Source organism: Faecalibacterium sp. i21-0019-B1 (assembly GCF_042852915.1).
Taxonomy (GTDB): Bacteria; Bacillota; Clostridia; order Oscillospirales; family Ruminococcaceae; genus Faecalibacterium; species Faecalibacterium taiwanense.
The window spans coordinates 1,252,975-1,268,755 of record NZ_AP031425.1 but is presented as its reverse complement, the minus strand read 5'-3'; the positions used below and the strand labels follow the sequence as shown (position 1 = coordinate 1,268,755).

Annotated in this window: 15 protein-coding genes; 1 reads left to right on the top strand and 14 read right to left on the bottom strand. The window is 60.6% G+C overall.

Translation table 11 applies throughout. The annotated features are described in order from the left end of the window. The first annotated feature begins 175 nt into the window (after positions 1 to 175). On the top strand, positions 176 to 1,297 hold the full coding sequence (locus tag ACGHP1_RS06315; RefSeq protein ID WP_390508459.1) for a cysteine desulfurase family protein: 1,122 nt from the start codon (positions 176 to 178) through the stop codon (positions 1,295 to 1,297). A 209-nt stretch (positions 1,298 to 1,506) separates the two neighbouring features. On the opposite strand, the gene ACGHP1_RS06310 is transcribed toward ACGHP1_RS06315, so the two are convergent. From ACGHP1_RS06310 to ACGHP1_RS06245, 14 genes are all read right to left on the bottom strand, one after another. Further along, positions 1,507 to 2,142, bottom strand: a complete 636-nt coding sequence (locus ACGHP1_RS06310; protein WP_044953453.1) for a thiamine diphosphokinase — start codon at positions 2,140 to 2,142, stop codon at positions 1,507 to 1,509. Positions 2,143 to 2,160: 18 nt separating this feature from the next. After that, positions 2,161 to 3,039, bottom strand: a complete 879-nt coding sequence (gene rsgA / locus ACGHP1_RS06305) for a ribosome small subunit-dependent GTPase A (protein ID WP_207698234.1) — start codon at positions 3,037 to 3,039, stop codon at positions 2,161 to 2,163. A gap of 11 nt (positions 3,040 to 3,050) precedes the next feature. Next, positions 3,051 to 4,949: a Stk1 family PASTA domain-containing Ser/Thr kinase gene (gene pknB / locus ACGHP1_RS06300; RefSeq protein ID WP_349137276.1), complete on the bottom strand. Its 1,899-nt coding sequence runs from the start codon at positions 4,947 to 4,949 to the stop codon at positions 3,051 to 3,053. Then, positions 4,949 to 5,689, bottom strand: a complete 741-nt coding sequence (locus ACGHP1_RS06295; protein WP_120079537.1) for a Stp1/IreP family PP2C-type Ser/Thr phosphatase — start codon at positions 5,687 to 5,689, stop codon at positions 4,949 to 4,951. The genes pknB and ACGHP1_RS06295 overlap by 1 nt, the downstream gene beginning before the upstream one ends. A gap of 19 nt (positions 5,690 to 5,708) precedes the next feature. Beyond that, positions 5,709 to 6,749 carry a 23S rRNA (adenine(2503)-C(2))-methyltransferase RlmN gene (rlmN, locus tag ACGHP1_RS06290; protein ID WP_005940261.1) on the bottom strand — a complete coding sequence of 347 codons (1,041 nt, stop codon included), beginning with the start codon at positions 6,747 to 6,749 and terminating at the stop codon, positions 5,709 to 5,711. Between the two features lie 39 nt (positions 6,750 to 6,788). Beyond that, positions 6,789 to 8,123, bottom strand: a complete 1,335-nt coding sequence (gene rsmB, locus ACGHP1_RS06285; RefSeq protein ID WP_390508455.1) for a 16S rRNA (cytosine(967)-C(5))-methyltransferase RsmB — start codon at positions 8,121 to 8,123, stop codon at positions 6,789 to 6,791. Continuing rightward, a complete protein-coding gene (gene fmt / locus ACGHP1_RS06280; protein WP_005940255.1) occupies positions 8,123 to 9,043 on the bottom strand; it encodes a methionyl-tRNA formyltransferase in 921 nt (306 codons plus the stop codon). The genes rsmB and fmt overlap by 1 nt, the downstream gene beginning before the upstream one ends. After that, positions 9,043 to 9,579, bottom strand: coding sequence for a peptide deformylase (def, locus tag ACGHP1_RS06275; RefSeq protein WP_390508452.1), 537 nt, complete (start codon positions 9,577 to 9,579; stop codon positions 9,043 to 9,045). Before def ends, fmt begins: the two co-directional genes overlap by 1 nt. A gap of 16 nt (positions 9,580 to 9,595) precedes the next feature. Beyond that, a complete protein-coding gene (gene priA, locus ACGHP1_RS06270) occupies positions 9,596 to 11,854 on the bottom strand; it encodes a primosomal protein N' (RefSeq protein WP_390508450.1) in 2,259 nt (752 codons plus the stop codon). 21 nt (positions 11,855 to 11,875) lie between these two features. Next, positions 11,876 to 12,448 carry a guanylate kinase gene (gene gmk, locus ACGHP1_RS06265; protein WP_005940248.1) on the bottom strand — a complete coding sequence of 191 codons (573 nt, stop codon included), beginning with the start codon at positions 12,446 to 12,448 and terminating at the stop codon, positions 11,876 to 11,878. Then, positions 12,435 to 12,716, bottom strand: coding sequence for a DUF370 domain-containing protein (locus ACGHP1_RS06260; RefSeq protein ID WP_005940246.1), 282 nt, complete (start codon positions 12,714 to 12,716; stop codon positions 12,435 to 12,437). The genes gmk and ACGHP1_RS06260 overlap by 14 nt, the downstream gene beginning before the upstream one ends. Positions 12,717 to 12,738: 22 nt before the next feature. Continuing rightward, positions 12,739 to 13,617: a YicC/YloC family endoribonuclease gene (locus tag ACGHP1_RS06255; protein ID WP_097774851.1), complete on the bottom strand. Its 879-nt coding sequence runs from the start codon at positions 13,615 to 13,617 to the stop codon at positions 12,739 to 12,741. 231 nt (positions 13,618 to 13,848) lie between these two features. Beyond that, positions 13,849 to 14,190, bottom strand: coding sequence for a transposase family protein (locus tag ACGHP1_RS06250; RefSeq protein ID WP_118528073.1), 342 nt, complete (start codon positions 14,188 to 14,190; stop codon positions 13,849 to 13,851). Between the two features lie 185 nt (positions 14,191 to 14,375). Continuing rightward, positions 14,376 to 15,779 carry an oxaloacetate decarboxylase subunit alpha gene (locus ACGHP1_RS06245; RefSeq protein WP_005940236.1) on the bottom strand — a complete coding sequence of 468 codons (1,404 nt, stop codon included), beginning with the start codon at positions 15,777 to 15,779 and terminating at the stop codon, positions 14,376 to 14,378. Positions 15,780 to 15,781 lie beyond the last annotated feature (2 nt).

Here is a 15,781-nt window from a genome sequence, read left to right as displayed (position 1 = left end):
GCAGTCCTTCAAGAGATTATAGCAGACTTTTTGCCGCCGTGCAACCATTTTGCTTAATTCTCCTGTATTTCCAGCCCGGAAGTTTGCGCCGCTTCTCTTGCAATCCGGCCCAAAGCGCACTATAATATAGCCTACCATTGTAATCTGTATTATAAGAGAATTATCAGGAGAGTTTATGATCTATCTGGATTATTCCGCCAATACCCCGGTAGACGAAGCGGTTTTACAGCGCTTTTGCGAGGTGGAGCGCAATTGCCCGGGCAATGCCAATTCCCGCCACGCAGCAGGCACTGCCGCAAAGGCTGCCATCGATGCCGCCACCCAGAGCATTGCCCGCAGTCTGAATGTGCAGCCCGCCGAGATCATCTATACATTCGGTGCCAGCGAGGCCAACAACTTTGCCATCAAGAGCATCGCCCGGCTGGAGCGCCACCATGGCAGACACATCATTTCCACCCCGCTGGAGCACTCCTCTGTGAGCGGCAGCCTGACCGCCCTGCAGGAGCAGGGATACGAGATCGACCTTGTGGACATCCGGCAGGACGGCACGGTGGACCTTGCCCACCTGAAAGAACTGCTGCGCCCGGACACCATTCTGGTGGCCGTCACTGCCGTAGACAGTGAGCTGGGCGTGGTGCAGCCGGTGGCCGAGATCGCGGAAATGTTGAAGGCCTGCCCCCACTGCCACTTCCATGTGGATGCCACACAGGCCGTGGGCAAGCTGCCGGTCAGCTTTGCGGGCATCGACACCATGAGCCTGACCGCCCACAAGTTCTACGGGCTGAACGGCATCGGTGTGCTGGTCAAGCGGCGCGGCCTTGCGCTGGAGCCGCTCATCCATGGCGGCGAGAGCACCACCATCTACCGCAGCGGCACCCCCACCGTGGCGCTGGCCTGTTCGCTGGCGCTGGCACTGGAAAAGGCAGTGAGCGAGCTGCCCGCCCGGGTGGAGCACATCCGCGCCCTGAACGCCCGCCTGCGCACCGGGCTTGCCCAATACCCCAAGGTGCGCATCAACAGCCCGGACACCGCCGTGCCGCAGATTTTAAACCTGAGCGTACAGAACGTGAAGGGCACCGTGTTCCAGCGGGAGCTGGATGCCAAGGGCGTATGCGTCTCGGTCAAATCGGCCTGCTCTTCGGACGGCCTGCCCTCCCGCGCCGTGTTTGCCGTGAGCCATGACCGGCGCAACGCGCTGTCCTCGTGGCGCATCAGCCTGAGCCACCTGACCACGGAACAGGAGATCACTGATTTTATGCAGGCGTTCGATGCCTGTTACAACGCCCTGACGCAATAAAAAGGAGTATTATGAAGCAAGATCCCCCCGCCGACCAGCAGCGAGGGGATCTTTTTTACTGTTTTTGAATGCCGAACAGTCTGCGCAGAATGCCGCGCAGCGCCTTGGGGCTTCGGATCACAACTACCTGCATATGCTCCCCGCCTTTCCGTTTTCTGGCCCATCCTATGCAGGCAGGGACCGGAACGTTCCGGCAAGGGCAGCAGCGCTCAGTCTGCGATGGTCTCCACCACCACCAGCGCACCGCTGCGGGTGGAGATGGTGATGCAGTCCGACCCGGCAGCGTACTCGTTGCTGACGCCCAGCGGGTAGCTGGCGGTCAGCTCCGCATCGGTCAGCTCATAGTAGGAGCCGCGCTCGCACACGCCCTGCGCCCTGCCCTCCATCGGGAAGGCCGAGAAGAAAAAGTACTTCTCCTTCGGGTAGCGGCGGGTCTCGCCGGGCATCACGTAGGTGATGCGGCTGCGCTCATCCAGCAGGGTGGTGCGCACACCGCGCTGTTCCAGCCCAAGGCCGGTGCACAGGTTTGCAAGGGTGTGCTCCACCCGTCTGCCGCCAAGGCCGCCCAGCAGCAGCACCTCGTCAAAGCCCTTTTCCGAGACCAGCTTTGCGGCATACTCGGTGTCGGTATCGTCCTTCACATGGGGCAGCACGATGATATCGTCGTCCTGCTGTTCCGGGCAGGGGGCGGTGTCAAAATCGCCCACGATGATGTTGGGTCTGCGCCCCAGAGGTGCGCAGTTGCGGTAGCCTGCATCACAGGCAATGATAAAGTCGTCCGGCCGCAGGGCCTCTGCCAACTCCGGAGAAACCGGGCAGGCCGAAATGATCACACAGCGTGACATGAATCTCTTCCTTATCCTTTATACTTTCGGGCGCTGCCAATCCTTCACGTCCTTGACTTCCTCGTACATGGCGCAGTAGCTGTCGTACCGGGTCTGGGAGAGCCTGCCCTCGGCCAGTGCGGCGCGCACGGCACAGCCTTTTTCGCTGCGGTGGGAGCAGCCGGTGAACTGGCACTGGCCCAGATAAGGCCCGAACTCCGGGAACGCATGCTCCAGATTTTCCTTGGGGATGAACCCGGCGCGGTTCGCTTCCAGACTGGCAAAGCCCGGCGTATCCGCAATGCGCCCGCCAAAGGCTTCAAAGATCGTCACCTCACGGGTGGTGTGGCGGCCGCGGCCCAGCTTCTGGCTGATGGCACTGGTCTCGCGCTCTGCTTCCGGCAGCAGGTGGTTCAAAAGGGTGGATTTTCCCACGCCGGAGTTGCCGCAGAACGCACACAGCCTGCCGCTGATCCACTGCTTCACCTCGTCCAGCCCGCCGCCGGTCTCGTAATCGATGCGGATGAACGGCAGGGTCGATTTTTCATAGGCCTTACGCAGGAATTCCGCCTCGGCCAAGTCGCCCTTGGTGCACACGATCACCGGCTGCACGCCCTTGTCCACCGCAATGGCGGCAAGCTTATCCAGCACCAGCGTGCTGGGCGTGGGCTGGGTGGTGCTGGCCACAAGGAACAGCACATCCAGATTTGCCATCGGAGGCCGCACGAACACATTTTTGCGCGGTGCGATCTCGGCAATGACGGCTGCACCGTTCTCGGTCTCCAGCGTCACCTCATCGCCCGCCACCGGCGTGATCTTCTGTTTGCGGAAAATGCCGCGGGGCTTGCATTCCACAATGCCCTCCGGCGTTTTCACATAGTAAAAGCCGCCGATGCCCTTTGTGATATATCCCTTCATGCACGCCTCCGTCAGCTCAGCAGCGAGGACCACCAGTCGGTCAGCGGTTTCTGCGAAGGGTCGCCGCTGCCCGCTGTGCCCTGTTCGGTGCCGGTCTCGGTGCTGGAAGAAGAGGAGCTGCTGCCAAACAGGCCGCTCCACCAGTCGCCGCCGGTGGTGCTGTCGCTGGGTGCTTCCGGTTCCGGTGCAGGCTCCGGCCCTGCGCTTACCACAATGTTCACGCGGCCGTTCAGCTTTGTGGTAGAGCCTGCCGCCGGATTCTGACTGATGACAGTGCCCACCGGCTGATCGCTGTACTGCTCGGTCTGGCTGCCAAGGCCCAGATGGTTCTGCACCAGCAGGGTGCGGGCATCAGCGGTGCTCATGCCGGTCAGCGAGGGCACCTTGGTGGTGGTTGCCACCTGCGGGCGGCTGATATACATCACCACAGTGCTGCCTGCAGCCACCTGACTGCCCGCCGCCGGGTCGGTGCGGATCACCGCGCCGGATGCCACAGAGGTATCCACAGCCTGCGTTACCAGCACCGAGACACCCAACTCCTTGAGCTGCTGCTCTGCATCGGCCTGCACATAGTTGGTCAGGTCCGGCACGGTAACGTACTGGGTGCCAAGGCTCACAGTCAGGGTCACATTCTGGCCCTCGCGCACCGTGCGGCCGGACACCGGCGACTGCTTATAGATATAGCCCGCCGCATAGTTACTGTTGTACTCCTGCTCCCAGGTAACGCTGATCTGGCCGGAGACCACCTGCTCGGTGGCAGCAGCCTCGTCCTGCGTCATACCGATATAATCGCCCAGCGTGATATCGGCCTTGTTGTTCATCAGGTTGGAGGAATCGTTCAGGATCATCCAGCACAGCGCAAGGCACGCCAGTGCAAATGCAATGGTAATGCCGAACAGTGCCGGCAGGAAGATGGTGCGCTTTTTCTTGCGCGGTGCGGCCTTTTTGCCGCGGGGCGCAGGCTTTTCGGCCTGACGGTTTGCACGGTTCTGGTTCATGGTACGTTTCACCACCTTTTCGGGAGCATCTTCTGTAATATACTTGTACTCAAACATCACGGAGGGGTTGTGCACGTAGGTGTCCAGCGCATCCAGCATTTCGCGGGCGGATGCGTAGCGGTTCTGCGGCAGCTTTGCCATGGCCTTTTCGGTGATCTCCACCAGTGCATTCGGCACCTCCGGCGCGATCTCGTGCAAAGACTTCGGCTGATCGGAGATCTGCTTGATGGCAACTTCCACCATGTCGTCTGCATCAAAGGGCAGATGACCGCTGAGCATCTCGTACATCATCACGCCCACCGAGTAGATATCGCTGGTGCAGTCGGTCTCATCGCCCTTGGCCTGCTCCGGGCTGATATAGTGCACGCTGCCCATGGCCTTGCCGCTCAGCAGCTGGTTCTCGGCACGGGAGATGCGCGCAATGCCAAAATCCATCATGCGCAGCTGGCCGTTGTCCAGAAGCATGATGTTCTGGGGCTTGATGTCCCGGTGCACCACACCGTTGGCGTGGGCATGTTCCAGCGCCTTTAAGATCTGGGAGATGAAGTGCACGGTCTCCCGGTTGGTCAGCCTGCCGCCGCGCTGGTTAAGGTACTCGCGCAATGTCATGCCGTCCACATATTCCATCACGATATACTGCAGATCATCATTCACCGATACATCGTACACTTTTACGATGTTGGGGTGGTTCAGCAACGAGATGGCCTTGGATTCATTTTTAAAGCGGCGCACAAGGTCCGGGTCGTGCATATACTCCTGCCGCAGCACCTTTACCGCCACCACGGTACCGGCAGGCACCGGGCCGTTGTGCCCCAGCATGACCGCCTTGTAGACGTTTGCCATGCCGCCGGAACCGATCAGCTCCCGCACCTCATACAGGCCGTCCAGCTTTTTGCCGATCAGGTTGTCCATCAGCGCACCTCCTCCACACACAGCAGCAGCGCGGTGATGTTATCCGGGCCGCCGTTCTCGTTGGCCGTGCGGATCAGAAGGTCCGGCAGGTCGTAGAACCTGCCGGTGCGCAGCAGCTGTTCCAGCTGTTCTCTGGGCACGGCATTGGTCAGGCCGTCCGAGCACAGCAGCAGGATATCCCCTTTCTGCAGCGGTGCGGTGGTGAACTCCGAGTCCAGCCGGTAGTCCACGCCCAGCGCCTTGGTGATGATGTTCTTCTGAGGGTGGTGCTCGGCTTCCTCCACGGTAATGGTGCCGCAGTCCACCAGCTCCTGCACATAGGAGTGGTCGTGGGTGAGCTGGGCAAGCCTGCCGTCCCGGTACAGGTACGCCCGCGAGTCGCCTGCATGACACAGGAACACCTTGCCGCCGCGCACCAGTGCGCACACAGCCGTGGTGCCCATGCCCGCCAGCGATTCCTCACGCAGGGCCTTCTGGAACACAAAGCGGTTGGCGCTGAGCAGGCTCTTTTTCAAAAAAGTCTCCTCTTCGCCGGGCAGGCACTTGGAAGCATACTGCTCCTGAAAGCAGCGCTCGATCACATCGCACGCGCTCTGGCTGGCTTCCCTGCCGCCGCGTGCACCGCCCATGCCGTCGCATACCAGCAGCCATGCGGCATCGCCGGGCAGTTCTCCTGCGCGATAATCGTCCTGATTATCCTGCCGGACCCTGCCGACATCCGTTTTTCCTGCAAGTTTCATAGGCTTCTCCCTTTAATATTTACGCTTTCCCGTTCATTTCGTCACGGCGCAGCTGGCCGCATGCGGCGCTGATCTCGCTGCCAAGGCGGCGGCGCACCGTAGCGTTCACGCCAAGGCTCTCCAGCTTCTGCTGGAAGCGGTGCACGTTGGCTGCATCGGTGGCCGAGTACGGGCTGCCGTCCACCGGGTTGATGGGGATCAGGTTCACATGGGCACCCATGCCCCGGATCAGGTTTGCCAGCTGTCTGGCGCAGGCATCGGAATCATTGACACCGCGCACCATGGAATATTCAAAGCTCACGCGGCGGCCGGTGGTGTCCTGATAGCGGCGCACGGCCTGCATCAGCACTTCCACGGGATAGGCATCGTTTACCGGCATCATGCCGCTGCGAATTTCATTGTTGGGTGCGTGCAGCGACACCGAGAGGGTCAGCTGCAGCTTTTTCTCGGCCAGCTGGTCGATCTTGGGCACCAGACCGCAGGTAGAAAGGCTGATGTTGCGCATCCCGATGTTCACGCCCTCGGGCGAGGTGATGTTCTCCAGAAACTTCATCACTTCGTCAAAGTTATCCAGCGGTTCGCCAATGCCCATGAGCACGATGTGGGAAATGCGCTCCCCGATATCCTTCTGGGCGGTGTAGATCTCAGAGCAGATCTCGCCTGCTTCCAGATCGCGCACGCGGCCCGCCTGGGTGGACGCGCAGAAGCGGCAGCCCATGCGGCAGCCCACCTGCGTGGACACACACACCGTGTTGCCGTAGTGGTAGCGCATCACGACAGTCTCGATGCAGTTGCCGTCCGCCATGCGCAGCAGATATTTTACCGTGCCGTCCTTTGCTTCCTGCCTGCGCTCGATCTTGGGCGCGGCAATGTAGAAGCTTTCTTCCAGCTTTGCCAGCAGGGTCTTGGGCTGGTCGGTCATGGCAGAAAACTCGGTGACCAGCTTCTGGTGCACCCAGTGGAAGATCTGCTTTGCCCGGAAGCCCGGCTGACCCATCGCTTTCAGTTCAGCGGTCAGCTCTGCCAGCGTAAAGGAAGAGATACAGCGTTTTTGTTCCATTGTGTTCTCCTATTGTTTTTTACGAACAAGCCACCTGTTTCATTGCAGCTTTTCCCCGTTTTTCTGCATGGCACACAGGAAAAAGCCGTCCATGCCGGTACGGGTGGGCACCGAAAGCGCGCCGTGCTCCCCTGCCGTCATCCCGGCGGGCAGCGTCGCGGCAGGCTCCACCACCGTAAACTCCGGGTGGCGGGCCAGAAATGCCGCGATCTGCTGCTGGTTTTCTGCCGGGTCGATGGTGCAGGTGGAGTACACCAGCCTGCCGCCCGCTTTCAGCAGCTGTGCCGCCGTATCGAGGATGGCCGACTGCGTGGCCAATAATTCAGCTTCGCGGGCCGGTTCCAGCTTTTTGTAGCGCAGATCCGGCTTTTTTGCCAGAATGCCAAGGCCGCTGCAGGGCACATCCGCTAAAATGCGGTCGGCCTGCGGCAGGGCCGGGTTCACCTTTGTGGCATCGTTGCACAGGGCTTCCACATTGGCAAGTCCCATGCGCTGCACTGCCGTGCGGATCAGGCCCACGCGGTTCTCGGCGGCATCGCAGCTGTAAAGCCTGCCGGTGTTGTGCATCTGCTCGGCCAGCAGGATGGTCTTGCCGCCGGGCGCGGCGCACAGGTCGATGACTGTTTCTCCGGGCTGTGCGTCCACGCAGAGCGCCGCCAGCTGGCTGGCCTGCCCTTCCACATGGAAGTACCCCTGCCGGAACAGCTCATTTTCCGCCGGGCTGCCCTCGAAGCGGGCCAGCACACTGCCGGGCACAATGCCCCGCTTTGCTTCCTTTGCGCCGGAAGCCAGCAGCTTTGCACAAAGCTCATCGGCACTGCCTTTCAGCGGGTTCGCCCGCAGGCTGGTCATGCCGCCGTCGGCCTTGTAGGTAAGGATATCCAGTGCTTCGTCCGGGTAGTTTTTGTGCAGAAATTCCGCCACATCCCGCCCGGCAGAGCCAAGCACCATGAGCCGCTCCACTTCGTTTTTGAAGCTTGCGGTGCTCAGGTCGTAGCTGCACGCCTTGCGCAGTACGGCGTTGACCAGACCGGATGCGCTGGATTTTTTGAAGGCACGGGTCAGCTTGACGGCTTCGTTCACCGCAGCGGACACCGGCACCTGCATATAGCGGGCCTGCGCCAGCGCCGCGCGCAATATTTCGCGCACCGGTGCATCCAGCTTGGCAAGGCCCTTGGGCAGGAACTGGCACAGGATGTAGTCCAGCGTGCCCCGGTGTTCCAGCACCGTGTAAAAGATGGCGCTGGCAAAAGCTTTATCGCGGCCTTCCAGCTGCTGGCGCTTGAGTTCGGCATCCAGAACAAGGTTGGAAAACCCATCCTGCTCCTGCCGCACCAGCGCTGCCACTGCCGCCGCGCGGGGATTCGCCGCCATCAGAGGATATCCCCCGTTTTCAGGCGCTGACCGGCCGCAAAGGCGGTGCCGTCCATGGGCTTTTTGCCTTCCGGCACCACATTCAGCAGCTGGACGGCCCCCTCACCGCAAGCCACCGTGAGCGGCTTTGTGGCCAGCACGGTGCCGGGCGCTTCGCCGTGAGCTTCCACGGCACGGCACTCCATCACCTTGAGCTTTTTGCCGCCGGAGGTGACGAACCATGCACCGGGCCACGGGTTCATGCCGCGCACCCAGTTGTGGATGTGGGCAGCCGATTCGGTCAGGCGGAACTCTGCCATCTCCTTGTTCAGCATAGGCGCAAGGCAGGCGTTCTCATGATCCTGCGGCTGGGGTTTCAGCGTTCCGGCGGCGATGGCGGGCACCACCTCGCACAGCACCCGTGCACCCACGGCAGTCACGCGGTCAAACAGCTGGCCGCTGGTCTCCTCCGGGTCAATGGCGATCTTCTCGCAGCAGAGCACATCGCCGGTGTCAAGGCCCTCGTCCATCTGCATGATGGAAACGCCGGTTTCGGCATCACCGTTCAGCACGGCCCACTGCACCGGGGCGCTGCCGCGGTACTTGGGCAGCAGGGAGACATGCAGGTTGATGCAGCCGTACTTCGGCGCTTCCAGCACAGACTTCGGCAGGATGCAGCCGTAAGCCACCACCACGATCAGTTCCGGGGCCAGTGCGCGGATGTTCTCGTCCTCGCTGCCGTCCCGCAGGGTACGGGGCTGGAACACCGGCGTGCCGTGGGCAAGGGCCACTTCCTTGACCGGGGGTGCGGTCAGCACCTGCTTGCGGCCAACCGGCTTGTCCCGCCGGGTGTACACCGCGCAGATGTCATGCCCGGCGGCATACAGGGCTTTGAGGCACTCTGCGGCAATATCCGGCGTGCCCATGAACAAAATGCGCATTACTTGTTTCCTTTCGCTTCGCGGGCAGCTTTTTTGCCCTCTTCGGTATCCTCATAGAAATACTCGCTGGACTGCATGATGGTAATGCCGTCCAGATGGTCGTTCTCGTGCTGGATGCAGCGGCCCAGCAGATCCTCAGCTTCCAGCTCGAACCACTCACCGTGGCGGTCCTGTGCGCGCACCTTGACCGCGGCGGGGCGGGTCACAGCGCCGTTGTGGCCCGGGAAGGACAGACAGCCCTCGTAGGCGGTCTCCTCTTCCTCGGATACAGCCAGAATTTCCGGGTTCACAAAGTCGATGAACTTGTACTCGTAATTTTCGGGGATCTCCTCGGGCGCGTCGGTGGTGTCCCACACCACGAACAGACGGCGCAGCATGCCCACCTGCGGGCCGGCCAGACCCACGCCGTCGGCGGCGATCATGGTCTCGTGCATGTCGTCCAGCAGGGTAGCCAGACGGTCATCAAAGGTGGTGACGGGGCGGCAGACCTTGTTCAGGATGGGATCGCCCTCTTTTACAATATTGCGGATAGCCATTTATGGTACCTCCAAATCAGATGTCACCGTCCGAGTGCAGGTCCACCGCAACGGTGGCCTTGGACGGAAGTTTTTCCTGTTCGTATCTTTCCAGTGTGCTGCGCACGAGGTCGCGGAAGCGGCGGTCGTTGCGGCACTTGATGGTAAGTTTGTAGCGGTAAGTGTCGTTGATCTTCTCAATGCTGCCGGGCGTTGGGCCAAGCACCCGCAGCGGCAGGTCCGGCTGTTTTGCCGCCTGCTGGCCCAGCAGGGCTGCAAAGCGCGCCGCCGCCCGTGCCACCTCGATCTCCTTTGCGCCTGCAAAGCCAATGACGCACAGCCCGCAGAAGGGCGGGTACAGGCCCAGCTTGCGGTAAGCGATCTCCTGCTCAAAAAAGGCATCGTAGTCCTGCGCGGCGGCAAGGTTCAGCACCGGGTTATCGGGGTCGGTGGTCTGGATGATGGCAAAGCCCGGGTCTCTGGCCCGTCCGCTGCGGCCCACCACCTGCGTGATGAGGCTGAACACATTCTCATACGCGCGGAAGCCCTGCGCAAACAGCAGCGAGTCGATGCCCAGCACGCCCACAAGGGTCACATCCTCAAAATCCAGTCCCTTGGCCACCATCTGGGTGCCCACCATGATGTCATATTCGTGGTTCGCAAACCTTGCCAGCAGCTTTTCGTGGGCATCCTTTGCGGCAGTGGAATCCTGATCCATGCGCAGCACCCGCGCATCCGGGAACAGCTTTGCCAGCTCTTCCTCGGCTTTCTGGGTGCCGAAGCCCCGGTACTGCAGCTTGCCGCCGCAGGCGGGGCACACAGTGGGCGGTTCCATCTGGCTGCCGCAGTAGTGGCACAATACCTTGTGCGCCGCTTTGTGGTACACCATCGGCACGCTGCACTTTGTGCACTTGAGCACCTCGCGGCAGTCCTCGCACTGGGCCATGGTCTGGTAGCCCCGGCGGTTCAGCAGCAAAATGGTCTGCTTGCCTGCATCCAGATTGCGGCGGATGGCATCTTCCAACGACAGACTGATCTCCCGCGGGTTGCCTGCCGCCAGCTCTGCGCGCATATCCACGATCTGCACCGTGGGCAGTGGGTTGCCGCCGTAGCGCTGGGTCAGCCGCACCAGCTGGGTGCGGCCATGCTGGGCCGCGTAAAAGCTCTCGGTGCTGGGGGTGGCGCTTGCCAGCAGCAGCAATGCACCGCTTTCCGCCGCGCGCTGCCGGGCCACCTCGTGGGCAGAATAGCGGGGCGCGGATTCCGAGCGGTAGGTGTGCTCCTGCTCCTCATCGATGATGATGAGCCCGATGTTTTCCAGCGGCGAAAAGATGGCGCTGCGGGTGCCCACCACGATGTCTGCGCCGCCGTCCTGGATCATCTGCCACTGCAAAAGGCGTTCGGTGTGGTTGAGGGCAGAGTGCTGCACCGCCACCCGGCGGCCAAACTGGCTCTTGAGCCGCAGGATCATCTGCGGGGTCAGGCTGATCTCCGGCACCAGCACCAGCGCACGCCTGCCCTGCTCCAGACAGCGGGCAATGAGCTTTAAAAACACCAGCGTCTTGCCGCTGCCGGTCACGCCGTAGAGCAGCGCCGAGTGGGGTGCATCATCTTCCAGCTTTGGCAGCAGAGCATCGTAAGCCGCCTGCTGCTCCTGCGTGAGGGTGATCGGCTCGTTTTTCAGCGGAATGGACGAATACAGGTCGATGGATTTATTCACCTTGCTGCATTCCAGCACGCCTTTGGCGCACAGGTTATCCAGCACGGCACGGCTGATGCCCTTGTCTTCCAGTTCGTTCAGGGTGCGCGGCCCGCCGCCCAGCAGCGCCACTGCCGCCAATTGCTTGGCTGTCGGCTTCGGCTTTGGCGGCAGCCCGCCCACAAGGCGGTAGGAGTTCTCGGTGTGGCGGGTGAGCTGCTTTTGCAGCACCGGCGTTACACCGTCCGCCGCCACGGCAGGCTTGTACTGTGCACCATAGGGAATGACCGCCTTGACCGCCTCGTAATAGGTGCAGAAGGTGCGCTCCTTCAGAAAATGCACCAGCCGCAGCAGTTCCGGGGTCAGGCAGGCGGATGCCGGGGCCACGTCGAAAAGATATTTCAGCTTCGCGCTTTCCGGTTCGGCATCGCAGGCCAGCACCACGCCCATGCGGGCGCGGCTGCCGCGGCCAAAGGGCACCAGCACCATGCTGCCAAGTTTTACCGCATTCTGCTGATCCGGCATGACGGCATAGGTATAAAGCTTATCAAAGTGGAAGGTCGCATTGCTGACGGCAACGCCTACCGTTTTGGGCATTCGTCCAGCTCCTTCAAAATGTTATTCTGCGGCACCAATGCGCTGGCAGATGGCCTGATACAGTGCATCGGCGCAGGTATCGACCTGGTCGTTGACCAGCTTCAGGGTGAATTTATCCTGCTGGGCCAGCTCCTGCCGGGCGGTGGCAAGACGTTCCTGAATGCTGTCCTCGGTCTCGGTGCCGCGGCCGCGCAGACGGCGCTCCAGCTCCTCCACCGACGGCGGCAGCAGGAACACGGTGGTCGCGCCCGGGAACATGCGGCGGATGTTCGCTGCGCCGTGCACATCGATGACCAGAACGACCACCTTCCGGGCTGCAAGGCGCTTGTCCACTTCCTCGCGCAGGGTACCGTAGTAGTTGCCGTTGTAGAAGTTGTGCTCCACCACCTGATCGTTCTCGATCAGCTGCTGGAACTGCTCCCGGGTGCGGTAATAATAATCCACGCCCTCCTGCTCACCGGGACGCGGTGCGCGGGTGGTGGCGGAAACAGTCTTTTCGATCTCCGGGTGTGCTTCGCGCAGTGCCTTCACCACGCTGTCCTTGCCGGTACCGGCCGCGCCGGAGACCACAAACAAATATTTATCGTTCGCCATGGGTCTGTTCCTCCTCTGCTGGTGTTTTGCCCTCCTGCCCTGCCGCACGGTTGGCCACCGTTTCCGGCTGAAGCGCCGAGAGTACCACATGATCGGAGTCCATGATAAGCACTGCACGGGTGCTGCGGCCATAGGATGCATCGATCAGCATTCCGCGCTCCCGCGCTTCCTTTACAAGGCGCTTGACCGGGGCGGAATCCGGGCTGACCACTGCCACCACACGGCCTGCACTGACCATATTGCCAAACCCGATGTTGATGAGCTTCATAAACCCCTCCGAATTTTCTGTATCACTCCAGATTCTGGATCTGTTCGCGGATCTTTTCGATCTCCGCCTTCATATCCACCACGATGCGGGTGATATCCAGATCCTGACACTTGGAGCCGATGGTATTGGTCTCGCGGTTCAGCTCCTGCGTCAAAAAGTCCAACTTGCGGCCCACTGGCTCGTCCAGCTTGAGGATATCGCGGTACTGCGCAATGTGGCTGCGCAGGCGCACCGTCTCTTCATCCACAGCGGTCTTATCGCCAAAAATAGCGGCCTCGGTCAGCACGCGGGCATCGTCGATATCGCGGTCCTCCAGAATGACCTTGAGCTTCTCGTACAGGCGGTTGGTGTAGGCTTCCACGCGGCCTGCGCTCAAAGTCTCCACCCTGCCCACGCACTCCTCGAGGAAGTTCAGGCGGTTTTCCACGTCTGCCTTCATCTTGGCACCCTCGGCGGCGCGCATCTCCACAAAGCGGTCCAGCGCCTGTGCGGTAACGGCAGAAACATCTTCCCACAGCTGTTCCTCGTCCACATCCGCGTGGCGGGTGGTGAGCACATCCGGGAAGCGGGTCAGCACGCCCGCAGAGATATCGTTCTTGACACCCAGCTGTTCCGAAATATCCCGCATGGCCTGCTGGTAGCTGCGTGCCAGCTCCATGTTGACGGCCACCACCGTATCGGCAGCGTCCACATTCTGCACGGTCATGCTCAGCTCCACCTTGCCGCGGGAAATGCGCTCGTTGAGCTGCTTTTTCAAGCGGCTGTCCAGATAGCTGCAGGTGCGCGGGATGCGCGAAGAATACTCAAAGTAGCGGGAATTCACGCTGCGCAGCTCCACCGTGATCTCACGGCCATTGCGCACAGCAGTCCCCCGGCCAAAGCCGGTCATGCTTAAGATCATAACGCTCTCCTGTTCTTACATTTTCAGTGTTTCAGCTTACAAGTTTCGGTATACGTATCCGCCTTTGGGTACACAAACCCATGTTACGATACATATAGTTTCATTTTACTATTCTTCGGCCCAAAATTCAAGGTGCACTGTTGCGTGCCGCCGCCAAAACCGGCCGCAATACACGGTGCAAAGCAAAAAAGCTCTGATACAAAATCTTCCGATCCTGTATCAGAGCCTGTTTCAGTTGGTTTTATATACGCAGGTCACGCTGTTCTGCAGCAGATTTGCGTTCAGCAGTGCGCGCTCCACCCAGTGGATATTGTCCGCAATGGTATCGCGGGAGACACCGTATTCTGCCGCAATGTTCTCCATGCTGCGGTACTCGCGGCGGTAGAGCAAAGTCAGCACCAGCTTATCCTGCATTGTGATCTTGGTAAAATGCGGCCTGCGCCGGTGCTCCTTGCAATAAGCCGCATTCAATGCTTCCAGCATCTGGGCAAATTCCTTCCGGGTGATGCCGAAGGTAAATTCATAATCCTGCTCTGTAAATTCCGCAAGGCGCTGTACCGTGATGCTTCTCATGCAGATCACCTCTTCTTTTTCCGGGGATGCCCGGGTGTCGGCTGCATCCATTTTGATTCATTATAAAATGGATGGATTTTCATGTCAATGAGCCGCCGCCTATTTTTGGGGCCAGATCCGGTGCAAAACACAAAAAGGAGCCTCCCGCCGCAAAAGCGGGAAGCTCCGGAATCCGTTATGAAAGATCAGACGGGATGAGACTGATTGGTGTAGTCCACATGGTCGCCGTCCACGCCCTGCTTCTTGGCATTGCGCTTTTCAAAGAACTTGGGTGCCACCTGCGGGAACATTGCGTAGGTCAGCACATCCTCTTCCTGCGTTGCCCACTTGGCAGCCTCTGCCTTCAGCTTGTCCATCTCAGGAGCCAGAGTATCAGCAAAGCGGCAGGTAATGGGCTGCTCGTCGCCCAGGATCTTCTTGGTGAACTCGGGCTTGATGGGAGCGGGAGTCTTGCCGTAATCACCGTGGACCAGACCCTTGAACTCCTTGGTGACCATCTTGTAGCGCTCACCAAGGATGACGTTGAACACAGCCTGCGTACCAACGATCTGGCTGGTGGGGGTGACCAGCGGCGGATAGCCTGCATCCTCGCGGACGCGGGGGATCTCTGCCAGCACTTCGTCCAGCTTATCTTCCTTGCCGGCATCCTTCAGCTGTTTGAGCATGTTGGAGAACATGCCGCCCGGCACCTGATACAGCAGGGTGTTTGCATCCACGCCGAGGCTCTTCGGGCTGATCTGACCGTTGGCAATGTACTTCTCGCGCAGCTTTGCAAAGTATGCGCGCACAACGTTCAGCTGCTTCAGATCCAGACCGGTGTCGTAATCGGTGCCCTGCAGGGCAGCGACCAGACTCTCGGTGGGCATGTGGCTGGTGCCCAGGCTCAGGGGGCTCATGGCGGTATCGATGATGTCGGCACCTGCCTCGATGCCCTTCAGGATGGACATGGAAGCCAGACCTGCGGTGTAGTGGCTGTGGATGTCAACAGGGATGCTGACGGTCTCCTTCAGCTTCTTCACCAGATCGTAGCAGGTATAGGGGGTCAGCAGACCGGCCATATCCTTGATGCAGATGGAGTTTGCGCCCATCTCCTCCAGGGTCTTGGCGTAGGCTGCAAAGTACTCGTTGTTGTGCACGGGGCTGAGGGTGTAGCTGATGCAGCCCTGCACATGAGCGCCTTCCTTGTTGGCTGCCTTGATGGCGGTCTGCAGGTTGCGCGGATCGTTCAGTGCATCGAAAATACGGATCACGTCGATGCCGTTTGCAACAGACTTCTGCACAAAGTACTCAACGGCATCGTCTGCGTAGGGGCGGTAGCCCAGCATGTTCTGGCCGCGGAACAGCATCTGCAGCTTCTGGTGGGGCAGTTCCTTGCGCAGGATGCGCAGGCGCTCCCACGGGTCTTCGTCCAGAAAGCGGATGCAGCTGTCGAACGTAGCGCCGCCCCAGCACTCCACGGAGAAGTAGTTAATCTTATCCATTTCCGGCAGGATGGGACGCATCTCATCCATGGTCATGCGGGTGGCCAGCAGAGACTGGTGGGCATCGCGCAGGACGACCTCAGTAACCTTGATCGGCTTTTTGGCCATGA

Excerpts from the sequence above, each read along its gene's own strand:
- ACGHP1_RS06315 (WP_390508459.1), top strand. The coding sequence starts at position 176 with ATGATCTATCTGGATTATTCCGCCAATACCCCGGTAGACGAAGCGGTT.
- ACGHP1_RS06310 (WP_044953453.1), bottom strand. The coding sequence starts at position 2,142 with ATGTCACGCTGTGTGATCATTTCGGCCTGCCCGGTTTCTCCGGAGTTG.
- rsgA (WP_207698234.1), bottom strand. The coding sequence starts at position 3,039 with ATGAAGGGATATATCACAAAGGGCATCGGCGGCTTTTACTATGTGAAA.
- pknB (WP_349137276.1), bottom strand. The coding sequence starts at position 4,949 with ATGGACAACCTGATCGGCAAAAAGCTGGACGGCCTGTATGAGGTGCGG.
- ACGHP1_RS06295 (WP_120079537.1), bottom strand. The coding sequence starts at position 5,689 with ATGAAACTTGCAGGAAAAACGGATGTCGGCAGGGTCCGGCAGGATAAT.
- rlmN (WP_005940261.1), bottom strand. The coding sequence starts at position 6,749 with ATGGAACAAAAACGCTGTATCTCTTCCTTTACGCTGGCAGAGCTGACC.
- rsmB (WP_390508455.1), bottom strand. The coding sequence starts at position 8,123 with ATGGCGGCGAATCCCCGCGCGGCGGCAGTGGCAGCGCTGGTGCGGCAG.
- fmt (WP_005940255.1), bottom strand. The coding sequence starts at position 9,043 with ATGCGCATTTTGTTCATGGGCACGCCGGATATTGCCGCAGAGTGCCTC.
- def (WP_390508452.1), bottom strand. The coding sequence starts at position 9,579 with ATGGCTATCCGCAATATTGTAAAAGAGGGCGATCCCATCCTGAACAAG.
- priA (WP_390508450.1), bottom strand. The coding sequence starts at position 11,854 with ATGCCCAAAACGGTAGGCGTTGCCGTCAGCAATGCGACCTTCCACTTT.
- gmk (WP_005940248.1), bottom strand. The coding sequence starts at position 12,448 with ATGGCGAACGATAAATATTTGTTTGTGGTCTCCGGCGCGGCCGGTACC.
- ACGHP1_RS06260 (WP_005940246.1), bottom strand. The coding sequence starts at position 12,716 with ATGAAGCTCATCAACATCGGGTTTGGCAATATGGTCAGTGCAGGCCGT.
- ACGHP1_RS06255 (WP_097774851.1), bottom strand. The coding sequence starts at position 13,617 with ATGATCTTAAGCATGACCGGCTTTGGCCGGGGGACTGCTGTGCGCAAT.
- ACGHP1_RS06250 (WP_118528073.1), bottom strand. The coding sequence starts at position 14,190 with ATGAGAAGCATCACGGTACAGCGCCTTGCGGAATTTACAGAGCAGGAT.
- ACGHP1_RS06245 (WP_005940236.1), bottom strand. The coding sequence starts at position 15,779 with ATGGCCAAAAAGCCGATCAAGGTTACTGAGGTCGTCCTGCGCGATGCC.